Source organism: Bacillus sp. GW823-FHT06A10 (assembly GCF_058795375.1).
The window spans coordinates 129,410-151,251 of record NZ_JBXAHT010000003.1; the positions used below are offsets into that span (position 1 = coordinate 129,410).

The following is a 21,842-nucleotide window of genomic DNA, read 5'->3' on the forward strand; positions in this document are numbered from 1 at the left end:
GAATGTGTTCATCCTACTTTTCCTTTTCAACGCTTTTACGTATAACAAGTATTTTACGACTTAATCACAGAAAAATCAAACTTTTATCCAGAACGAAAAGGAAATCCCATCCTCCCGCCGAATACCTATACGTTCACAAAAGGAGTGATAACATTGAACCAAAAACAACTAAGCACTATAAATGAAAAAAGCTGGAATACAGCTGCCTATGAAGCTTGGACGAATCGCCATGGGGCGCCGGAGGTTTATGCGAAAAAAATTATGGAAAATCCCACACGCGAAGTAGCACATTATTTACCTTACATACAATCTCCAAAAGGAAAACGTATTATTAATTTACTCGGCTCAAAAGGAAATAAAGCTATTGCTCTCGCCCTTTTAGGCTCTGACGTAACAGTTGTTGATATTTCAGCAAGTAATGCAAAATATGCAAATGAACTTGCTGCCGCCGCAGACGTCTCTATTCATTACATCGTTTCTGATGTACTAGATGTAAATCTCTCCAAATCATTTGATATCGTATTACTGGAGCTTGGTGTACTTCATTACTTTCTAGATTTAAAACCACTTTTCAAAAAAATTTCTCAACTACTAAAGCCAGGTGGGATACTTATCCTTCGCGATTACCATCCAATATACACAAAGCTATTAGGAGTTGACCATCCATCATTTCGAGCAAGTGGAAATTATTTCGATGAAGAATTAATTGAAGATGATGTTGCTTATAGGATCCTTCTTACAGAAGCACAGAAAGAATCGCTACCTAAAACAACCATCCGTCGCTGGACGCTAGGAGAAATTATTACAACACTTGCGGAAGAACGTTTTAAAATTGAAAAACTAGTTGAAGAACATGGATCTCATCAAAGATGGGTCTTCCCTTCTACTGCACCAGAAGGAATCGAAGAACGTATCCCTGGTCTATATACAATAATTGCGACAGCATGCAAAAAAGGATCCCTTCACGGATAGGATCCTTTTTGCATGCTCACGCATATAAGTTGAGGTTGGAGATTACCATAATTCTGTAGAATAGGACACAAGATATTTCAACATTTCGTCTCTGACTTACGTCGTCAAAAAGGGGTATGACCAACATAACGAAGAGTAATGTTTTTAGTTGATACTGATAATCGTTATCAACTAATTAGAAGTATACATGATGTCATTTCAAATTTCAATAGCATTTCTAATATTTATTTATGAATTTTATGATATGCAAATGTATACATTTTAAGAACTTTTTCTAATACCAATCTGACTTCTTCCATTATCTGCTATAATTTTTATTGAACAGATTAATAACTTCATAATAATGTTTTTATTAATTTCGTTTTAAATATCAATAAATCATAATAAACAGTTTAAATGAGGGTAGGGGTAACGATGAAATATGTTAGTATTCGAAAAAAACTACTGTTCACACTCTTAAGCATTTCTTCTTTATTTAGCATTGCTCTTATTGTTATTCTTTCATTCGCCATGAATCAAGCAAGTGAAATCGAAACGTTAAAAAATGATGTATCGAAAAGAGCGACGATTTTAAAAGAACGTGGCGATTGGTTCCAAGGACAAGTTGCTGGTTTACAAGAATATTTGCTATCACATGATCAAAAAGGATTAGATAAGTTCAACCGAGAAGGGAAAAAATTAGCTGATACTAGAGAGAAAGTAACAAGTGACAAAAAGCTCCCAGAAGGAATGAAAGAAGCCATTTTAATGGGAGGAAAATGGCGTAGCGTCATAGATAATGAGGTACTCCCTCTTGCGCGTGAAGGAAAATGGGACGAAGCATCTAGAATTGCTTTAGCACAAACAGATTATGTAAATGATCTTTTAGGTCGTTTTAATAAATATACAAATGAAGAAAATGAGAAACGTGACGCATTAATTGCTGATGTCGAGTCTTCTTCATCACTTATTCAATATATCATTTTCTTCTCACTCATTACATGTACATTAACGTCTATTTTATTAGCATGGTGGTTCTCTGGTAAACTCGTTAAACCAATTCGACAAATTGATGAGAAGTTAAAAGAATTAGCTTCTCAAGATGGAGATTTAACGGCTAGATTACACGTAACGAGTAAAGATGAAATTGGTGACATTGCAAATTCCTTTAATCAAATGCTCGCTAACTTACAGCATATAATAAAACAAGTTCAACAAACATCAACAAGTGTAAAAGAAGCTTCCGAAAATGTATTTATTGAAACAACCGCTTCTATGGAAAATACCGCAAGGGCCCAAGAAACTATGAATGCTCTTGAACACAATATTCGTTCACAAGTTTCTAGCATTGAAGAAAGTTCAACCGCAATGGATGACATGGCAACGAGTGTTCAGCGTATCGCTGAGTCCGCCTCTTCTGTTACTAGTTTAGCTGTCACAACTTCAGAAAAAGCAGATAATGGGAATAAAGTCATTGAGAAATCTATTACACAAATGCATACAATTAACGAAGCCGTTAACGCTACATCACAAGTTGTTGAGCGACTCATTACACATACAAATCATATCGATACTGCACTTCAATCTATTTCGAATATCGCCGAGCAAACAAATTTACTCGCTTTAAATGCTTCTATTGAAGCAGCTCGTGCTGGTGAACACGGCAAAGGATTCGCTGTTGTTGCCGATGAAGTTAGAAAACTTGCTGAACAATCTCAACTAGCCGCAACTGACATTAACCATTTACTGCATCAAATTCAAGCCGATACAAAAATAGCAAATGACATGATGACACAAGGCCAAGCAGAAGCTTCTGAAGGAATTACGGTTATTCGTACCGCCGGATCTTCATTCTCAGAAATTGTTAACCACATTAACAAAGTCTCTACGCAGATGCAAGAAATGTCTGCAACTGCTGAAGAGATGGCTGCAAGCTCTGAAGAAATGAATGCAGCTTTAAATAATATCGCTTCTATTTCAAACGAAGTTGCTGCAGAAACATCACAAACAGCACATTCGGCTGGTGATCAAGTAAACAAAATGAGTATCGTGGCTAACAAATCATCTGAAATGAAAACAATCGTACAAGAACTTGAAGTTCTCGTTTCTCATTTCAAAACAAACGCTTAAAGTGAAAATGACACGAACTCAAAGGTATAGGAAAGCAAGTTTTACAGTCTCTCTTTTTTCACTTTAAAATATCTCTTTCTATCTCTCATTCCGTCTGCTATAATTCCTAAAGGAAATAAGAAAGCTTTATTCCAACTGGAGTAAAGCTTTCTTTCAATTTTTTACATTTATTAATTCTAATACTAAGATTTCAAAAGGAGGCTTTTTATCATATGAATTTTGTAAGTATCAGAAAAAAACTTATGTTCATGATGGGAACGATTTGCGCTTTATTCGGTATCGCCTTAGCATTTATTTTATTTTTTGCTATTGACCAATCTCGTAAAGCTGAAACATTACAAAAAGAAATTTCTCCACTGGCAACAGAATTAAAAGAGCGTGGAGACGCTTATCAAGTACAGCTCTCTGCTTTAAGAGGTTATTTACTACAACATGATCAAGCCGAATTAGACAAGTTTAATGAAATGAGTAAACGTCTTGAGGATTCAAAAGATAAACTTCTTTCTAATCCAAATGCTTCTTCGTCCGTAAAAAGCACAATGGAATTAGGGTCTACTTGGAGAAAGTTCGTTGAGGAAAAAGTATTCACTCTTGCAAAAGAACAAAAATGGGAAGAAGCTTTACAAGTAGCTTCTTCAGAGAACGGAACTGTCTATAAAGTAATTGGTGACTTCACAAATTACAGCAATGAACAAGCTAAATTACGTGAACAATCTATTGAAAAAATTGACCAATCTGCACTCTTAATCGAATATGTTATTTTCTTATCACTTGTTATTTGTATTGTCGCTGCAATTATTCTTGCATGGTGGTTCTCTGGTAAACTTGTGAAACCAATTCAACAAATTGACACGAAGCTAAAAGAATTAGCCTCTCAAGAAGGTGACTTAACGGCACGTCTACAAGTAAATAGCAACGATGAAATCGGTGCTATCGCAAAATCATTTAATAAAATGTTAGAAAACCTACAACATATCATTAATCGTGTTCAAAAAACATCAGTGGAAGTACAAACTGCTTCTGAAAATATGCTAGAAAAAACGAATACATCACGTGAGGCGACAGTAAGAGTCCAAAGCTCGATGTCTAACTTAAATGCAAGTATTCAATCACAAACTTCTAGTATGGAAGAAAGTTCAACTGCAATGGACGATATGGCAGTAAGTGTTCAGCGTATTGCTGAATCTGCTTCATCTGTAGCGGAACTTGCTGTTGCCACATCTGAACATGCTAGCGATGGAAGTACCGTTATCCAAAAATCTGTTTCACAAATGACAACGATACACGAAGCTGTAAATGCTACGTCAGAAGTGGTTGAACGTCTAATCACTCATACGAAATATATTGATACTGCTGTACAATCTATTTCTAATATTGCTGAGCAAACAAACTTACTTGCTTTAAATGCTTCTATTGAGGCAGCTCGTGCTGGCGAGCAAGGAAAAGGATTTGCTGTCGTAGCTGACGAAGTTCGAAAACTTGCTGAACAATCTAAAACAGCTGCAACAGACATTAATCAATTACTACATCAAATTCAAAATGATACAGAAACTGCTAGCTCTATGATGTCTCAAGGCCGTTCTGAAGCATTTGAAGGCATTAATGTTATTCGTGAAGCTGGTACTTCTTTCTCAACAATTGTAGAACAAGTAAATAAAGTATCTACTCAAATGCAAGATATATCAGCAACTGCTGAAGAGATGGCTGCAAGTGCTGAAGAAATGAACGCTTCACTTAATAACATCGCTTCTATCTCGACTGAAGTATCCAGCGAAACTGCCGCAACGGCACAATCTGCTGAAAAAAAAGTTATCGTTATGAATGAAATGGCAGTAACTGCTGGAAAAATGAAACAAACAGTTGAAGAGTTAGATCAACTCGTATCTCATTTTAAAACAGAATAGATTTTCAAAAAAATATCCCCCTTTCAAAGAGGGATATTTTTTTGAGCTCATTTCCGTTATAATGAGAATCGATATCATTAAATTGTAGGAGGGGCTGCTTATGTCACAAGAAGCATTTGAAAATAAATTATTTGCCAATTTAGAAGCTGTTATTGACCCTGAACTAGGTGTTGATATCGTTAATCTTGGATTAGTGTATGATGTTACAGCAGATGAAAATAATAATGCTGTCATTACGATGACTATGACTTCTATCGGTTGTCCAATGGCTGGGCAAATCGTATCAGACGTTAAAAAAGTATTATCAACGAACGTACCTGAAGTTAATGAAATAGAAGTAAATGTCGTTTGGAATCCACCGTGGTCGAAAGAACGTATGTCACGTATGGCGAAAATCGCATTAGGCATTCGCGACTAGCGGGATAAAGAAAAAAAAACCTGACACTCTAGTCAGGTTTTTTTCTCTTATTATTTTACGCCTACTGCATCATAAGCTTTCGTTACAGCTTGTACAGCTTTAGAGTTTTTACCATATAAATCTTCAGCTGACTGAAGTGCAGCTTGACGCATCATTTTGAAGTCAGAGTTTGCAGTTAAATATTTCGTAAGCGCACGGTAGTAAATTTTTTCTGTCGCTTCACGGCCCACTCCAGTTACTTTCACACCGTAATGATCTCCGCCTTCAGATACTAAATAAGCAGCTTTATTATTAATACTACTGTTAATGTGAACGCCGCCATTATCAGCTGTTCCAGTATAACGTTTACTATAGTGATCTGGGTAACCTTCACTTGGTTTTAATGGGTTTGGAATAGATGCTGGATCTTTTAGTGAACGAAGTGCATCGCCTGGTTTATCAGGTGTATAAATGTCAGCACCTAAATCCCAGCTTTTCTTCTCAACCATAACACCCATAATGTCAGATAACGATTCATTTAACGCCCCTGACTCATTTTTGTAAACAAGGTTTGCTGTATGTTCAGTTACAGCATGCGTTAATTCGTGACCGATAACATCAAGTCCAGCAGATAATGGAATGAATGTTTTTCCATCGCCATCACCATACATCATTTGCACACCATTCCAAGCTGCGTTATTCCAGGCTGTACCTACGTGAACAGTAGAAATAAGCTTCGCACCTTTATCATCGAAAGAGTTACGATTAAATGTCTTTTTGTAGTAATCATATACTTTTCCTGCATTTACATGCGCATCAACTGCAGCTTTATCTTCGAAGAACTTAGATTTACTTTCAACTTCTTCTCCTGTATATCCAAGCCATTGTGAGAATAAATTAAACCAGTTCTCGTCCATATTTTCTGCATCAAATGTATGAACACCTTGTCCTCGTTTACCATCAAACAAGTTGAATTGTCCTGTTTTCGTATCTTGAGCAATTTCAAATGATTGTCTAGCACCTAATACTCCGTAACCAAATCCAGTAATGTTATCTACAGCGTTATATTTCTCAATAACATTTCCATTCGTTGCATCAACAAAATAATGCCAATATCCTGGAGCTGGTTTTGAAATCGATGCCTTAACTAAGTATGCAAGGTAGTAATTACCGTCCTTTTCATATACAAATAAATCTTTTTTCACACCGTCATAACTCTTTACTTTACCAATTTCTTTCTCAATATCTGCCTTAGCAATTGTTTCTGCTTGTTCCGCAGTAATGCTTGCAGCTGCAGGAATATTTTTATCATCTAAATTCGGAATAACTTGTCCGAAGAATGCTTTTACATTATTCTCTTTATCAAGTGTAACAGTTTGATCAGAACCGTACACAGGAATGTTATTATGTTTCTCAACTAGCTTTACATGTGTCGTATCAGATTCAGCGTCTTTTTCTTCCCCAACGATATTAAAATGCTTTTCAATATTTCCTGCTAATTTAAACATATCTTTCTTACTCTCTAAGTATTGAAAGACCGTCTCTTTTTTATCTAGCCCTTCCGGTGCTTTCCATTCTTCACCTATGTATGCAGGTGTTTTAAATTCTTGATGATATTGAATTTTTTGTTCTTCCGCTTTCGTTGTCGTTGCCCCAAACGCTCCAAATCCCCCGGCGATAACAGTTAACGCTAATGCTGATGAAATGACTTGCTTTTTCACTATAACATTCCCCATTCCCATAAAGATTTTTGACACTTTTATACAATTCTGATTTTTACAACCGATACCTCTACCAAAAAATTGAGAAACATTTTTCAGACAATTCCAATCAAAAAAAGAGGACATCCTATCGGATGTCCTCTTTTTTTTACGCATTTTATTGTTTTTTCAATTCAATTGCTAAATAGTGTGATTGCTCTTTCGCTTGAATGTGAATATCTTCTTCTACCGCTTCTGCTGCATCACGCATAACAAGATTTTCACCATTGATTACACTGCTTCCTTCAATTTGTACAAGGTACAATTGACGGCCTTCTTTCACTGGAAAATGAATTTCTTTTCCAGCCTCTAATGATAAGGAGTATAAATTCGCATCTTGGTGAATTTGAATTGGTGCATTTCCTTCTACTGAAGATACCATATGAAACCATTCATTTTCGCGCTTGCTCCAATCAAATTTAAACTCACCATAGTTTGGTTTATGATCCGCACGGTCTGGTAAAATCCAAATTTGTAATAAACGCAGCGTTTCATCGCCTAAATTATGCTCGCTATGAAATACACCCGTGCCAGCACTCATATATTGAACATGTCCACGCTCAATCGTTCCGCGATTTCCCATGCTGTCTTCATGTGTTAAAGCACCATCTACAACGTAAGAAATAATCTCCATATCACGGTGCGGATGCATATCAAAACCAGTTTGTGCCGCTACTAGATCATCATTAATAACACGTAACGCTCCGAAGTTCATGTTATTTGGATTATAGTAATTGGCAAAAGAAAAATGAAAATGTGTATTTAACCAGCCATGATTTGCTCTGCCCATATTTTTATGATCAACTTTTCTAAACATATCCTTCACCTCATACTATCTCGAATTCGAGATTTATTTTAAAATTTTTTCTTACTGTAACTTTTTTAGTAGTGTTAATAATTGCTTTTGTTCCTCTATATTTAAATTATGAAACTTCTCTGCTTGGAACGTTTCTTGAGGTGGGACGATTTCCTCATATAAAGCTCTTCCCTTTTCTGTTAAAGAAATATATTTCGTAGTACTCTCTTGTTCACGCGAAATCCATTCAAGCTGCTCCATTTTATTTAAAAGCTGCGTTACATTTCCTTTCGTAACAAATAGCTTATTTCCAAGTTCTTGCTGCGTTAAACGATCATGTTCTCCAACTTGAGCTAACACATCAAACTGGGCGGCAGATACATTCCATTTCTTCAAATGCTGATTCGTCTCACGAATACTCTTATTATAAAAACGTGATAAACGAAACCATAATAGTAGCCCTAGTCTATCTTCTGTTTTCATTTCATCACCTCGCTCGTTTCATACCATTAGTTTAGAACTAAACTTTATAAAAGTCAAATACTTATTTTTAATAAGTACAAAGAAAGCACAGCACTATTTCTCCACTATGCTTTACATTAACTTTCTACTCTTATATTCATCCAATTTCCTCTCCGCGAACTTCCTCGCATCTTTTTCAATCCACCGCTCTTCGTACCGTTCACTTCCCACATACAATATATCTCTCTTATGCTGCATCGCATGGCGGAATTCATGCAGTAGCGTTTTGAGAACTTGCTCATACTCTTCCCATATACAAACGAAAATTAATTGCTTTTCTTTATGATAAAAACCACCTACTGGGAATAGGAACTCTTCTTCCTCTTCTCCTAATGATAGAAGCACATCGTTTGCATCACACGTATCACAAAAAATAACGGGCGTTTTACATACTTCAATAAGAGAAAACAAATCCTCTCTCAACTTTTTGACATCCCAAGGAAGCTCCGAATCCAACACATACCAATTCTCTACCTGTTGATATACATTTTGAAACTGGAGTTCCATTTCTCTTTATTCCCCTTTCCAAGCACCCTTTTTCTATATGTATGCCACAATATGGTAAATATTAAACGTATTCTTTCATCCTTGAAAAAATGCCAATAAAAAAGAATCTACGTCGACATAGATTCCTTTTCTGTAATCACTTTTTTTTCATCATTTTTTTTAATACAAAATAACTAATTGCACAAACAATAGCAGCAAGTGCAAAGTATTTCACATATGGCCCCGCAACTTTATTAATACTTTCCCACTCTGTTCCTAATTTAAAACCTAAATATACAAACACAATGGACCACGGAATAACAGCTAATGTAGTTAGCGTAATAAACTTAGCATGTGACATTTTCGCAATACCCGCTGGTATCGAAATAGCATGACGCACAACCGGAATAAAACGTGCGGTAAAGATAACGCCAGTTCCATAACGATTAAACCAATCTTCAGCATAATCAATATGTTTCTTCTGAATTAAAATATATTTTCCATATCGCTCAAGAACAGGTCTTCCCCCATATCGACCAATCCAATAAATGAATAGTTGTGCAATTACACCACCAATTGTACCGAACGCGACAGCGCCCCAAAATGTAATGCTTCCTGTTGATACTAAATAACCTGCATAAGACAATACGATTTCACTTGGAATAACCTCTAGCATTAATCCAAGCATAATTCCCCAATAACCAAGTCCTTCTAAAAAAACTAAAACCGAATGAATCAACTCTCCTAACATCATTTACCTCTCTTTACTGTTTTCATTACAAAAATAAAAGTACAAGCAGGAAATATCTTGTACTTTTATTTTTTTAAATTTAGTTAGTCTTCGTATCCCACTTAAAGATTTTATTTAAGAATTTATATACATTCTTCGACTCTTTTGTCAAAAGTGGGCCTAAAATGGATAGTATAAGCACGTATAGTGCTGAGAATGGTTTCAGTACTGACATTAAACCACCGGCGATACCGATATTAGCCATAATGATGGAGAACTCTCCTCTTGAAACGATTGTTAATCCGATATTTGTTGATGCTTTATGAGATAATCCAGCTTGTCTTCCTGCAATCATCCCTGCTACAAAGTTACCGATTATCGTAAGAAGGACAGCACCTAACGTTAACCATATCGCTCCGCCTAATGAGAATGGATCAATACTTAACCCGAAGCTGAAGAAGAAAATAGCTCCGAAAAAGTCTCTAAATGGAACAACAAGATGTTCAATTCGGTCACTATGCTCTGTCTCAGAGAAAACTAACCCCAGTAGAAGTGCTCCAATTGCTTCTGCAACGTGAATTGTTTCTGAAAAACCAGCAATGAAGAATAACGAAGCAAATACTACAATAATAAAGATTTCATCTGAGCTAATATTGAGCAATTTATTTAATAACGGCGTAGCCTTTCTAGCTACTATAAAGAATAGAAGCATATATCCTAAAGCAATTCCAATTGAAGTAAGGGCACCTAAGAAGGAAGCGTGATCCCCTAGTACTAAACCAGAAACAACTGATAAATATACAGCAAGGAATATATCTTCAAACATAATAATTCCTAAAATTAATTCGGTTTCATTATTACCAGTTCTTCTTAAGTCCACTAACACTTTAGCAACGATAGCGCTAGAAGAAATCGTAATAATACCCGCAATAATTAAGATTTCTAGTAATGGGAATCCCATTATAAATCCGTATAACAAACCAAGTGAAAAGTTAATTAAAATATAAATCGTTCCACCAATCGCAATAGAGCGTCCAGATTTAATTAGTTTTTTCATTGAAAATTCTAATCCTAGATAGAATAGAAGGAATAGAACCCCAATCCGTCCAAGGAAGGAAATTACACTTGCACTTTCAATAAATTTGAGATCGATAACACCTATTGTCGGTGCATGCGGTCCTACTAACATTCCAAGAACGATTAGAAAAGGAATTACTGAGAATTTAAACTTTCCAGCAATTACTGCTGCAATTGCCACTAAAACTAAAGCTGTACCAACTTCAAAAATTAACGTATCCATCTAATCAGTCCCCCCTATTTGAAAGTAATTCATTAATGATTTTTTTAATTTCTTCTCTCTCACCTGAAACTACAAGCATATCTCCTTCTTCAATTACTGTTTCTGGTCCTGGATTAAATAGCTTCTTCATGTTCTTCTTCATAACTGCGATTATCGTTACGCTATATGTTTTTCTTATTTCAAGATCGCCAATTGTTTTTCCGATTGCTGGAGCTGTATTCTCCACTTTGAACCACTCAATCGCTAAACCTTCAAAAACCATCTCAACATTTTCTAACGCCCTAGGCTTATATACCATTCCACCTAATATTGCCGCGATTTGTCTTGCCTCTGAGTCACGTAGTGAAATACTTGAGATGCTTTCTTCATGGTCTGAATCAAAATGATACATTTCTCTACGACCATCATCATGAATGACAATTACCATCTTTTCATTACCTTTTGTAACGATTTGAAACTTATAACCAATACCCGGAAGTTCACTTTCTCTAATATTCATTTTTAGCTCCTCCATAACTTATTTATTTTAATTTTCTGTTTTTCTGTCTTTTATTCATCCAATCAGCTTTAGAAATTCTAACCACTCAGGATATTTGTGATTTGGAAATCTTTTATTGTAATAATAAGTGGACCCTAAAAAGATACTTAAAGATGTAATGATAAAAAATATATTACTTCTCATTTTCAAACTCTCAAGGCTTACTTTCAATAAAGAATCTTCTTTCAAATTATCCCCACTTTCCCGCTTTAAATTTAGTTTTTTAAAATGTAAATAATTCTAAAAATATTACGATGTAACATAATCATAACACAAAAATTACTTAAGTAACATGATTTTTTAGAAAAATTGATTCTCGTATATTTTTTGCATATAATTTTCTTATTACGAAAAAAAGGAAGTGTATTATATGGTTGATATCTTTAGCAGATTCCTTGAGGTAACGAATAATATTTTATGGTCATATATTCTTATTGCAATGCTAATCGGCTTCGGTCTTTACTTCTCTTTTAAATTAAAATTTGTCCAAATTACTCATTTCAGTGAGATGGTCAGCTTAATTAGTAAAGGCTTTAATCGAAAAGAAAAAAAGAAAGATAGCATCTCTCCATTCCAAGCATTTTGCTTAAGTGCAGCAGCACGTATCGGTATCGGAAACTTAGCTGGCGTAGCATTAGCAATTTCAATGGGTGGACCTGGCGCAATATTTTGGATGTGGTTTATCGCGATTATCGGAGCAGCTACTAGTTTCGTAGAATGTACACTTGCGCAAATTTATAAAGTAAAAGATGGAAGTAAGTTCCGTGGTGGACCAGCATATTACATGGAAAAAGGGTTAAACAAACGCTGGATGGGCGTCTGGTTTTCACTTCTTATTACAGTTGCGTACGGATTAATTTTCAATTCAGTGCAAGCGAATACAGTAACAATAGCGTTTGAAAATGCTTTTGGACTAGAGCGAACAATCGTAGGAGCTCTATTAGCTGTATTAGTTGCAGTCATTATTTTTGGTGGTATTAAAAGTATTTCACGTATTACCGAAATGATTGTTCCTCCAATGGCAATCGTTTATATCGGTGTGGCTGTTTTTGTTGTTATAAAAAACTTCAATATGTTACCAAGCATTTTCATGGAAATATTTAATGGTGCATTCGGATTAGATCAAGCCATTGCTGGTGGTATTGGAGCAGCAATCAAGTTCGGTATTCAGCGCGGTTTATTCGCTACAGAAGCAGGAATGGGTAGTTCTCCTAATGCAGCCGCAACATCTGATGTATCTCACCCTGTAAAACAAGGACTTGTTCAAGCGTTAGGCGTTTTCGTAGATACATTCTTAGTATGTACATCAACAGCATTTATCGTATTATGTTCTGGACTTTACAAAGGATCAAATTTAGAAGGCATCGAATTAACACAAAACGCATTAAGTTCACAAATTGGACCGTGGGCAAGCACTTTCTTAGCGATTATTATTTTCCTATTCGCTTTCAGTTCACTTCTAGGAAACTACTATTATGGTGAAACAAATATCGCATTCATTAAAGAAAGCAAAACATGGTTAATGATTTATCGTGTTGCAGTTGTCGGAATGGTATTCTTCGGATCAATCGCTGCTCTTAAAACAGTTTGGAGTTTAGCTGATTTATTCATGGGACTAATGGTATTCACAAACTTAATTGCCATCTCATTCCTTAGCAAATTTGCTTACGCTGCATTAGTAGACTATTTGAAGCAAAAGAAACAAGGCAAAGATCCTGTCTTCATTGCAAACTCTATCCCTGGCTTAAAGAATACAGAGTGCTGGGATGGACAGGATGTAGAAGAAAAACAAAAGGCTGTTTAATAAACAAAGGCCCTATTACTTCACCGTAATAGGGCCTTTTATTTATAACAGTTCATAATTTGTTCAAATTAATTCCAGCAAAAGGGTTGATTTATAGACATTACTAGATTATAATAATTATAAATTAGTAATTGATATCACATAACAACTCAAAAGGAGATTGATCATAATGAACAAACAAGTAATCGAAGTATTAAACAAACAAGTAGCAGACTGGAGCGTTTTATTCACAAAACTTCACAACTTCCATTGGTATGTAAAAGGACCTCAATTCTTCACATTACACGAGAAATTCGAAGAACTTTACACAGAATCAGCTACTCACATCGATGAAATTGCAGAACGTATTTTAGCAATTGGCGGCAAACCAGTAGCAACAATGAAAGAATACTTAGAACTATCTTCTATTCAAGAAGCAGCATACGGAGAAACTGCAGAAGGGATGGTCGAAGCAATCATGAAAGACTACGAAATGATGCTAGTCGAACTGAAAAAAGGCATGGAAATCGCTCAAGATTCTGACGATGAAATGACATCTGACCTACTACTAGGTATCTACACAGAACTAGAAAAACACGCTTGGATGCTACGTGCGTTCTTGAATCAATAATAGACTTTAAAGCGGAAGCGGCTCGTTTAGAACAGGAGGGTGTTGGAACCCCTGATTACGAGGCGCTTTTTGCCTCGAATGAAGGAGTGAAACAACCGACTGTTCTAGCCGCTGGAGCTGGATATCATTAAAAGCGGAAGCGGCTCGTTTAGAGTCGCTTTTTTATGTAATGGTCGCACTTAACGGTACACGAAATTATATCAACGATTTTTCAAATATATCGATCATAACTCGCAATATATCAACGATTTTTTCATTATATCAATCATTACCCGCAATATATCAACGATTCGACAAAGGATATCAATTTGCCGACAAATCAAGACAATATCAGCGCCCCTCTCCCCTACTTTTATCAATATATTACAATCTCATCTATGTTAAAATATAGGAAACACCCTTTAGTATCATAGATCCAAAAAGCTTTTCCAAATTCATCATTTACTACTTAAATGACGGGAGTGGTTTAGTTGAAAGACTACTTAATTAGAGCATTTTTTGCGTTGATAACAGTTGGGATTCTCTTACTTATAGCTAATATTTTCAATATACGTGTCGAGGTTAAAGACTATGCTTTCCTCGTTGTCGTAGCAATTGGTGGCGGCTGGGGTGGCTGGTACCTGTATAAAAAACAAAATAAAAATAACAATAAAGGCATTCCGAAATAATATGGAATGCCTTTATTCTATATTACATAATTAAACTTAAACCAATAATAAAAGCAGTCCCCAAAAAATATCATAAAAACCCATATTCTATGGTAAATAAAAAGAATTCATTTTGAATATAGAAACAGTCCAAAATCTTGCATAACAGAGGTATAACCCATTTGCCGCAACATTGTGGCTATATTCCCACGGTGATATGCTCCGTGGGTGACGACGTGTAGTATTGTTTCAGAAACCGTCGTATCTAGGTGCCCAGCATATGGATTATCAACCTCAACCACTTTTTCATAATCTTGTTGACTACTTAAAAGTACTTTATATCGTTTAGATAATTCATAAAAACTAGTTTTCATTTCCTCAATATTTTTTGTTTCCAGCTGCTCTCTCAATTGGTCTGTGTGTACCATTGCATCACTCATGCTTTTACCAGAAATAATCTCAAACCAGGCTAAATCTGTGAGGTATATGTGAGACATTACTTTTGCAACCGAAGAAAAACCACTCTTAACTTCCTTATGGAAAATGTCTTGCGGTAGTTCTTTTAAACGATTTAAAATAACTTCATTTGCCCATAAGTGGTAGTTATACATTTTTAATACAGAACGCCCCATGCTCATCTCTCCTCCAATTTTCATTTTAATGATTAGATTATGATACATAGCTGATTAAAAATTTCCAAAGGATTACATCTATAAAATTTATTCTCATTTCGATTAAAAAAACCTCTACTAACTACATAAAAACATTAGGTATCTTCCACAATCTGATCCTTTAACGGAACAATTATATATCACTCAATAATTCCTTACTCACCCTTTATTCAGATGTTCTTTTTTAATTCATCAAAACATCCCTCCATCTACTTCCCCTCTTCAAACGCTTCCACATCTCACTATCAATATATTGAACCAAATTAAAAACACATGCTTTTTTAAAATAAACTTTCATGTGTTTCCAAAGACATCTATAAAAAACAAAGCAATCAAAATGATAAAGGCATTCCAAAGTAATATGGAATGCCTCTTTTATTGCCTTCTGTAATAAATAATGAAATTCAGGCCACTAATACAACCAATCGCAATAAACATACAAAACGATTGTGGATCTCCAGCCAAATTATACTCATCAACAATAAAGCCAATCATAAAGAGTGTTATCGCCGAAACACCGATACACAATATCGAAATAAACCAAAGCGAAAATTCATTAATTAGCTCTTTCTTCTGTATTGAAACGATTAGCATAACAAGAATAGACGCTGCTAAAATACTTTTAAAAACAGGACGTAAATACACAAACTCCTCCATCAATTTCTCCTTTTCCAAAAAACATCACATCTCAACATTAACATATTTAACCAAATTAAAAACACATGCCATCTTAAATTAAAACGACATGTGTTTCCGTATTTGCTATGATAGTTGCTTCCACTTCGTTCCCAAAACAGGACGCTCATAATTTTGGATTGCATGAATTAGTTTATCTGCCGTCTCAGCTGAAACGATCAATTCTTTATTTGATGGATTCATAAATCCTTCTTCTGCTGCACGTTCAACCATTTGCAGAATTGGTCCGTAAAAACCTTTTATGTTTAATAAACCAACCGGCTTATTGTGTATACCAATTTGTGACCAACATACAACTTCAAATAGTTCTTCAAACGTTCCGTATCCGCCTGGAAGCGCAATAAAAGCATCTGCAAGCTCTGCCATTTTCGCTTTACGTTCATGCATCGTCTCTACTTCAATTAATTCTGTTAATCCTGTATGCACAATTTCTCCTCGGAATAGACCGCGTGGCATAACACCTGTTACACGTCCACCTAAACGAAGAACTTCGTTTGCTACTTCTCCCATTAATCCAACGCACGAACCACCGTATACGAGCTCATACTCGTTCTCAACAAACATTTTACCTAACTGAATTGCCTGCTCTTTGAATTCTGGTCTCTCCCCTAAATTAGAACCTGCAAACACACAAATCTTTCTCATTCCTACACCCCGAAACTATATATTGTTATGATACAATTGACATTGTACAACATATTGAGGAGATGAGGAAGAAATGGATATCGTTGCATTCCAAAGATGGGTTGAGGAATTTTACGAAAAACGAAGCTGGTCACAGTATAATGCCTTTATTCGCTTAAATTTCTTAACCGAGGAAGTTGGGGAAGTTTCACGAGTCGTTCGTGCTATTGAAATCGGCCGCGATCGCCCTGATGAAGATGCGAAAACAGAAGAAGAGCTAAAACAAGAACTAAAAGAAGAACTTGGCGATGTACTATCTAACCTTATTATTCTTTCGCAAAAATATGATTTAGACTTACAAGACATTATGGACGCACACGTCACAAAGCTTTCGAAAAGGTTCGAAGTATCTAAATGAGAATATTATCAATTATGGTATAATATTCTTGTCACAATACTAAGGGGGATTTTATGTTATCAAAAAAATTGCACGACGCATTAAATGAACAAATGAACTTTGAATTTTACTCTGCCCATGCTTATATGGCAATGGCTGCTTACTGTACAGCTGAGAGCTATGATGGATTCGCTAACTTTTTCCTTGTACAAGCTGAAGAAGAACGTTTCCACGCAATGAAGCTTTACAACTATATTAATGACCGCGGAGAGCGCGCTATTATTACTGGATTTGATAATCCGAATAACGAATACGAATCTGTATTAAACGCTTTTGAAGTCGCACTTGAGCACGAGCGTGAAGTAACGAAACGTATTTACAACTTATCTGATATCGCTTGGGATGAGCGTGAACATGCAACAATTACATTCTTAAAATGGTTCGTTGACGAACAAGTTGAAGAAGAAGCTTCATTCGATAGCATCATCCAAAAACTAAAACGTATTACAAGCGATTCAAACGCACTGTTTATGCTAGATGCTGAATTAGAGAAACGTACATTTACGCCTCCAGCTGAGTAATATTTCAATCACCTTAATACATGTATTAAGGTGATTTTTTTGTTTGCTCTCTATCTTAAAATCACCTTAAATTTCCTCATATTTGACATAGTGCCAGATATAAAATGGTATTATTTTCAATATAAAAACGAATATACGAGGAGAGGAAAAATGAATCAACGTGTAGAAGCTGTTGATGCAATTCGTGGTTTCGCTTTGTTTGGCATTTTACTAGTCAATATGACATTAATTCAATTTGGGTTCTTCACCAGTGAAAAACCAACTTATCTATTTGGCGATCTTGATAAAGGTGCTAATTGGTTTATTCAATTTTTCGGCACACATAACTTTATATCCCTATTTTCTTTTCTATTTGGGCTTAGCATTATTTTGTTACAAAAAAGTATTATCGCAAAAGGAAAAAAATTCTTCCCCACATACATAAGACGTATTATCATTCTTTTACTACTCGGCTACATTCATGGCACTTTTGTTTGGGAGGGAGATATTTTATTTGCATACGGAATAATCGGGATTTTTTTAATGATATTCATCAATCGAAAACCGAAAACTTTGCTTATTTGGGCGATTATTCTACTCGCACTTATTACACTTATGTCTTATCAAACTGATTCATCTACAAATATAAATGATTTCGCACCTTATACTGAAAAAGAACATAAAGTCCATCAAACTGGAAGCTATATGGATCACGTCAACTTTAGATTGACTGAAAATCCTTTTGATTACATAGGAATTGACGGTGCATTCGGATTATTTTTCATATCAGTTTTCGCAATAATTTTTATGTCTCCACTGTTCCTACTCGGAATGTATGTAGGGAAAAAAGGCTGGCTATTTGAGGTCAGTAAACATATACCTGCTGTCAAAAAAATATGGTTTGCCACCGGTCTCTTCTCTTTTACAATTAAAATCTTAGCTATGTTCATAAAACACCCGGTTTTAATTATGTTACAAGATGGCCTTACACCAGTAACTATGACCTTCTTTTACGGAAGCACAATCATTTTATTATTCCATTACAAAAAAGCAACTCGTCTACTAACATACATGGCGAACATGGGGAAAATGTCCGTTAGTAATTACTTAGCGCAATCTATTATCGCAACAACCATTTTTTACGCATATGGATTTGGCTTATACGGGAAAATCGGCTATTTCTTCGGTATTCTTTTAACCATCGGAATTTATACGATTCAATTATTCGTTAGCACCTATTGGCTCCAGAAATACCGAATGGGGCCAGTGGAATATGTCTGGAGACTGGGAACTTATTTAGAGAAACCACGTTTTAAAAGAGACTTGGATAAAGCAAGTTAAACAAAAAAGCAATGAGCCTACGCTCATTGCTTTTCTTAATTTATTAAAGCATAACCCCAACGATAATCGCTGATAATATACTTACTAACGTTGCACCGTATACAAGTTTTAAACCGAATGATGATACAACGTTTGCTTGTTTGCCATCGATACTCTTCGTTGCACCTGCGATAATTCCGATAGATGAGAAGTTCGCAAATGATACAAGGAAGATAGATAAAATACCTACTGTACGAGCTGATAAATCGCCAGCTACTTTTCCAAGGTCAAGCATTGCAACGAATTCGTTCGTTACTAATTTTGTTGCCATAATTTGTCCTGCTTGTAACATCTCTGATGTTGGAATACCCATCACGAATGCTAATGGTGAGAAGATATATCCTAAAATGCTTTGGAATGTGATTCCGAAAATTGAATCGAATACACCATTAATTGCTGTAATTAATGCCACGAAACCGATTAACATCGCCGCTACTGTTACAGCGATTGAGAAACCAAGCATAATATATTCGCCTAACATTTCAAAGAATGTTTGTTTCTTGTCTTCTTGTAATTCTAAAATATCGTCTTCTTCTTTTACTTCATATGGATTAATAATATGAACAATAATGAATCCACTAAATAAGTTTAATACAAGTGCTGTTACTACATATTTTGGATCAATCATTTTCATATAAGAACCGACAATTGACATCGATACTGTAGACATTGAAGATGCACAAAGTGTGTATAAACGATTTTTCGGTAATTTGCTTAGTTGATCTTTTACTGTAATGAATACTTCCCCTTGACCAACGATTGCAGCTGCTACCGCATTATATGATTCTAGTTTTCCTAAACCGTTAACTTTACTTAATAGGAAACCGACTGCACGAATGATAATCGGTAAAACTTTAATATGTTGCAGGATCCCGATTAATACTGCTAAGAAAATAATCGGTAATAATACTGTTAAGAAGAATGGTGCTTGTCCATCGTTTGCTAGACCACCAAATACGAAATTAACCCCAGCTTCCGCAAATTTTAAAATAGAACCAAATCCATCTGCGATCCCTTTTACTAATACAAATCCGACCTTTGTATTTAGTAAGAAATACGCAAGTACCAATTGAATAACAAGCATAAGTGCAATTGGTTTATATTTAATCTTCTTACGATCTGAACTGATAAGGAAACCTAGTACAAACACTACAAGTAAACCGACTAGAAACATTACTATTTTCATATGTGAATCCCCCACTTCTCCCACGAATTATTGGTCGTATAACGTATAACGAATGACGTCTGACCATTGTTGTTAAAAAAATTTAAAACCCCTAAACTATTCAACTGTCATCTAAAATCAGTAAGCGTTTACATAAATTGCAATTTATAAAAGGTAGCTTCTTCTCTCCTACCATACTTGAAAGTCTGAAATTGATACCACCTACAAATCAAATTGTAAGCGTTATCTAGGTGAAATGCAATATAAATTTTAAAAGATTTTTATATGTTAATATATTCCTAATTAATTGGTTTTTTCATGCAAATTTACCATAAAAAAAATAGCCCTAGCTATGAGCTAGAGCCATCCTTTTTTTACCCCGCTTTAACGGGCAGTAAGACCCCCATCTCAACATTCAGCGAAAACAAAGAAGTTAGATGGGTGATTAACTGCCCATAAAAGCCCGATTGGTTCAACTAATAATCAGCGGGGGATAAAGCTCCCCCCACTAATTAAAGTTTCACTTTATAACATAACACCAACGATAATCGCTGATAGAATACTTACTAACGTCGCACCGTACACAAGGCGTAAACCGAATGATGATACAACATTTGATTGATTTTCATCGATACCTTTCGTTGCACCTGCGATAATTCCGATAGATGAGAAGTTCGCAAATGATACAAGGAATACAGAAAGAATACCAACCGTACGAGCCGATAAATCACCAGCTACTTTTCCAAGGTCAAGCATCGCAACAAACTCGTTTGATACTAATTTTGTTGCCATAATTTGTCCCGCTGTTACCATTTCTGCTTGCGGGATGCCCATTACGAATGCTAATGGTGAGAAAATATATCCTAAAATAGCTTGGAATGTAATACCGAACATTGTATCAAACAAGCTATTGATTGCTGTAATTAATGCTACGAAACCGAGTAACATAGCTGCTACTGTAATCGCAATCGTGAAACCAAGCATAATGTACTCGCTCAGCATTTCAAAGAATGATTGTTTTTTCTTATTTTCTAATTTCAGTGTATCTTCTTCTTCTGTAATATTGTACGGGTTAATAATATGAATGATAATGAAACCACTAAATAAATTTAATACAAGTGCTGTTACTACATATTTCGGTTCGATCATTTTCATATAAGAACCAACGATTGACATCGACACTGTCGACATAGAAGATGCACATAATGTATATAAACGATGTTTTGGGATTTTACTTAATTGATCTTTTACTGTAATAAATACTTCTGCTTGTCCAACAATGGCAGCTGCTACTGCGTTATATGATTCTAGTTTTCCTAGACCATTTACTTTACTTAACAACGTACCAATAGCACGAATAAATATCGGTAAAATTTTAAAGTGTTGCAGAATTCCGATTAAAACCGCAAAGAATACGATTGGTAATAACGCTGTTAAGAAGAATGAAACCTCTCCTTTATTAACAAGACCACCAAATACGAAAACGATTCCAGCTTCCGCATATCCAAGAAGTGCGCCAAATCCATCTGAAATTCCTTTTACTAAAATATAACCAACTTGTGTATTTAATAAGAAATAAGATAATACTAGCTGAATAATAAGCATAATTGCGATTGGTTTATACTTAATCTTCTTTCGATCGGCACTTATAAGAAAACCGAGTACAAATACAACGAGTAATCCTACAAGGAACATAACAAACTTCATTAATAAAATCCTCCATTTAACTCTTCATTAACGTTGAACGTCTGACCATTCAAAACAAGAAATAATC

Annotated in this window: 22 protein-coding genes and 1 other annotated feature (1 of these 23 cut by a window edge); of the genes, 10 read left to right on the forward strand and 12 right to left on the reverse strand. The window is 35.3% G+C overall.

Annotated features, from left to right (window positions below):
* Positions 1 to 39 (reverse strand) — a binding site (T-box leader) (it extends 232 nt beyond the left edge of the window).
* A gap of 114 nt (positions 40 to 153) precedes the next feature.
* The 4 genes from AC1Q8M_RS21520 to AC1Q8M_RS21535 all read left to right on the forward strand — a co-directional run bounded on the left by AC1Q8M_RS21520 (position 154) and on the right by AC1Q8M_RS21535 (position 5,403).
* Positions 154 to 972, forward strand: coding sequence for a class I SAM-dependent methyltransferase (locus AC1Q8M_RS21520; protein ID WP_098361543.1), 819 nt, complete (start codon positions 154 to 156; stop codon positions 970 to 972).
* Between the two features lie 414 nt (positions 973 to 1,386).
* A complete protein-coding gene (locus AC1Q8M_RS21525; RefSeq protein WP_098361544.1) occupies positions 1,387 to 3,081 on the forward strand; it encodes a methyl-accepting chemotaxis protein in 1,695 nt (564 codons plus the stop codon).
* A 212-nt stretch (positions 3,082 to 3,293) separates the two neighbouring features.
* A complete protein-coding gene (locus AC1Q8M_RS21530; RefSeq protein WP_097924567.1) occupies positions 3,294 to 4,985 on the forward strand; it encodes a methyl-accepting chemotaxis protein in 1,692 nt (563 codons plus the stop codon).
* A gap of 100 nt (positions 4,986 to 5,085) precedes the next feature.
* A complete protein-coding gene (locus AC1Q8M_RS21535) occupies positions 5,086 to 5,403 on the forward strand; it encodes a metal-sulfur cluster assembly factor (protein ID WP_000076418.1) in 318 nt (105 codons plus the stop codon).
* A gap of 50 nt (positions 5,404 to 5,453) precedes the next feature.
* Here the strand turns inward: AC1Q8M_RS21535 and AC1Q8M_RS21540 are convergent, their stop codons facing one another.
* The 7 genes from AC1Q8M_RS21540 to AC1Q8M_RS21570 all read right to left on the reverse strand — a co-directional run bounded on the left by AC1Q8M_RS21540 (position 5,454) and on the right by AC1Q8M_RS21570 (position 11,475).
* Positions 5,454 to 7,103 (reverse strand): M4 family metallopeptidase, encoded by a 1,650-nt coding sequence (locus tag AC1Q8M_RS21540; protein ID WP_033685825.1) that lies wholly within the window; start codon positions 7,101 to 7,103, stop codon positions 5,454 to 5,456.
* 157 nt (positions 7,104 to 7,260) lie between these two features.
* Complete coding sequence (locus tag AC1Q8M_RS21545; RefSeq protein WP_017657013.1) at positions 7,261 to 7,959, reverse strand: pirin family protein; 699 nt, start codon at positions 7,957 to 7,959, stop codon at positions 7,261 to 7,263.
* A 51-nt stretch (positions 7,960 to 8,010) separates the two neighbouring features.
* A complete protein-coding gene (locus AC1Q8M_RS21550) occupies positions 8,011 to 8,421 on the reverse strand; it encodes a MarR family winged helix-turn-helix transcriptional regulator (RefSeq protein WP_098361545.1) in 411 nt (136 codons plus the stop codon).
* A 111-nt stretch (positions 8,422 to 8,532) separates the two neighbouring features.
* Complete coding sequence (locus tag AC1Q8M_RS21555; RefSeq protein ID WP_000422799.1) at positions 8,533 to 8,967, reverse strand: DUF3920 family protein; 435 nt, start codon at positions 8,965 to 8,967, stop codon at positions 8,533 to 8,535.
* Between the two features lie 136 nt (positions 8,968 to 9,103).
* Entirely contained in the window at positions 9,104 to 9,697 is a 594-nt protein-coding gene (gene uptA, locus AC1Q8M_RS21560) for an undecaprenyl phosphate transporter UptA (protein ID WP_000900218.1), read from the reverse strand.
* Between the two features lie 79 nt (positions 9,698 to 9,776).
* Positions 9,777 to 10,976: a cation:proton antiporter gene (locus AC1Q8M_RS21565; protein WP_000380223.1), complete on the reverse strand. Its 1,200-nt coding sequence runs from the start codon at positions 10,974 to 10,976 to the stop codon at positions 9,777 to 9,779.
* 4 nt (positions 10,977 to 10,980) lie between these two features.
* Positions 10,981 to 11,475 carry a cation:proton antiporter regulatory subunit gene (locus AC1Q8M_RS21570; protein ID WP_001026075.1) on the reverse strand — a complete coding sequence of 165 codons (495 nt, stop codon included), beginning with the start codon at positions 11,473 to 11,475 and terminating at the stop codon, positions 10,981 to 10,983.
* Between the two features lie 409 nt (positions 11,476 to 11,884).
* Here AC1Q8M_RS21570 and AC1Q8M_RS21575 point away from each other — a divergent pair, with 409 nt between their 5' ends.
* The 3 genes from AC1Q8M_RS21575 to AC1Q8M_RS21585 all read left to right on the forward strand — a co-directional run bounded on the left by AC1Q8M_RS21575 (position 11,885) and on the right by AC1Q8M_RS21585 (position 14,596).
* Complete coding sequence (locus tag AC1Q8M_RS21575; protein WP_492334192.1) at positions 11,885 to 13,318, forward strand: alanine/glycine:cation symporter family protein; 1,434 nt, start codon at positions 11,885 to 11,887, stop codon at positions 13,316 to 13,318.
* 169 nt (positions 13,319 to 13,487) lie between these two features.
* Positions 13,488 to 13,928 (forward strand): Dps family protein, encoded by a 441-nt coding sequence (locus AC1Q8M_RS21580; protein ID WP_001041895.1) that lies wholly within the window; start codon positions 13,488 to 13,490, stop codon positions 13,926 to 13,928.
* 470 nt (positions 13,929 to 14,398) lie between these two features.
* Positions 14,399 to 14,596, forward strand: a complete 198-nt coding sequence (locus AC1Q8M_RS21585; RefSeq protein WP_000656311.1) for a hypothetical protein — start codon at positions 14,399 to 14,401, stop codon at positions 14,594 to 14,596.
* A gap of 107 nt (positions 14,597 to 14,703) precedes the next feature.
* Here the strand turns inward: AC1Q8M_RS21585 and AC1Q8M_RS21590 are convergent, their stop codons facing one another.
* From AC1Q8M_RS21590 to AC1Q8M_RS21600, 3 genes are all read right to left on the reverse strand, one after another.
* Complete coding sequence (locus tag AC1Q8M_RS21590; RefSeq protein ID WP_016079796.1) at positions 14,704 to 15,207, reverse strand: DinB family protein; 504 nt, start codon at positions 15,205 to 15,207, stop codon at positions 14,704 to 14,706.
* 414 nt (positions 15,208 to 15,621) lie between these two features.
* Entirely contained in the window at positions 15,622 to 15,903 is a 282-nt protein-coding gene (locus AC1Q8M_RS21595) for a hypothetical protein (protein ID WP_016513205.1), read from the reverse strand.
* Positions 15,904 to 16,008: 105 nt separating this feature from the next.
* Positions 16,009 to 16,587 carry an LOG family protein gene (locus AC1Q8M_RS21600; RefSeq protein WP_001225756.1) on the reverse strand — a complete coding sequence of 193 codons (579 nt, stop codon included), beginning with the start codon at positions 16,585 to 16,587 and terminating at the stop codon, positions 16,009 to 16,011.
* A 73-nt stretch (positions 16,588 to 16,660) separates the two neighbouring features.
* On the opposite strand from AC1Q8M_RS21600, the gene AC1Q8M_RS21605 reads away from it, so the two are divergent.
* From AC1Q8M_RS21605 to AC1Q8M_RS21615, 3 genes are all read left to right on the forward strand, one after another.
* Positions 16,661 to 16,984 (forward strand): MazG nucleotide pyrophosphohydrolase domain-containing protein, encoded by a 324-nt coding sequence (locus tag AC1Q8M_RS21605; RefSeq protein ID WP_000355749.1) that lies wholly within the window; start codon positions 16,661 to 16,663, stop codon positions 16,982 to 16,984.
* Between the two features lie 53 nt (positions 16,985 to 17,037).
* The gene (locus AC1Q8M_RS21610; protein WP_000949403.1) at positions 17,038 to 17,544 is read left to right on the forward strand and encodes a ferritin; all 507 of its coding nucleotides are present in this window, start codon (positions 17,038 to 17,040) and stop codon (positions 17,542 to 17,544) included.
* A gap of 150 nt (positions 17,545 to 17,694) precedes the next feature.
* Entirely contained in the window at positions 17,695 to 18,864 is a 1,170-nt protein-coding gene (locus tag AC1Q8M_RS21615; protein ID WP_098587569.1) for a DUF418 domain-containing protein, read from the forward strand.
* Between the two features lie 43 nt (positions 18,865 to 18,907).
* Here AC1Q8M_RS21615 and AC1Q8M_RS21620 read toward each other — a convergent pair whose 3' ends face one another.
* Complete coding sequence (locus tag AC1Q8M_RS21620) at positions 18,908 to 20,089, reverse strand: NupC/NupG family nucleoside CNT transporter (protein ID WP_000706853.1); 1,182 nt, start codon at positions 20,087 to 20,089, stop codon at positions 18,908 to 18,910.
* Positions 20,090 to 20,593: 504 nt separating this feature from the next.
* Positions 20,594 to 21,775, reverse strand: a complete 1,182-nt coding sequence (locus AC1Q8M_RS21625) for a NupC/NupG family nucleoside CNT transporter (protein ID WP_098855485.1) — start codon at positions 21,773 to 21,775, stop codon at positions 20,594 to 20,596.
* Positions 21,776 to 21,842: the final 67 nt, after the last annotated feature.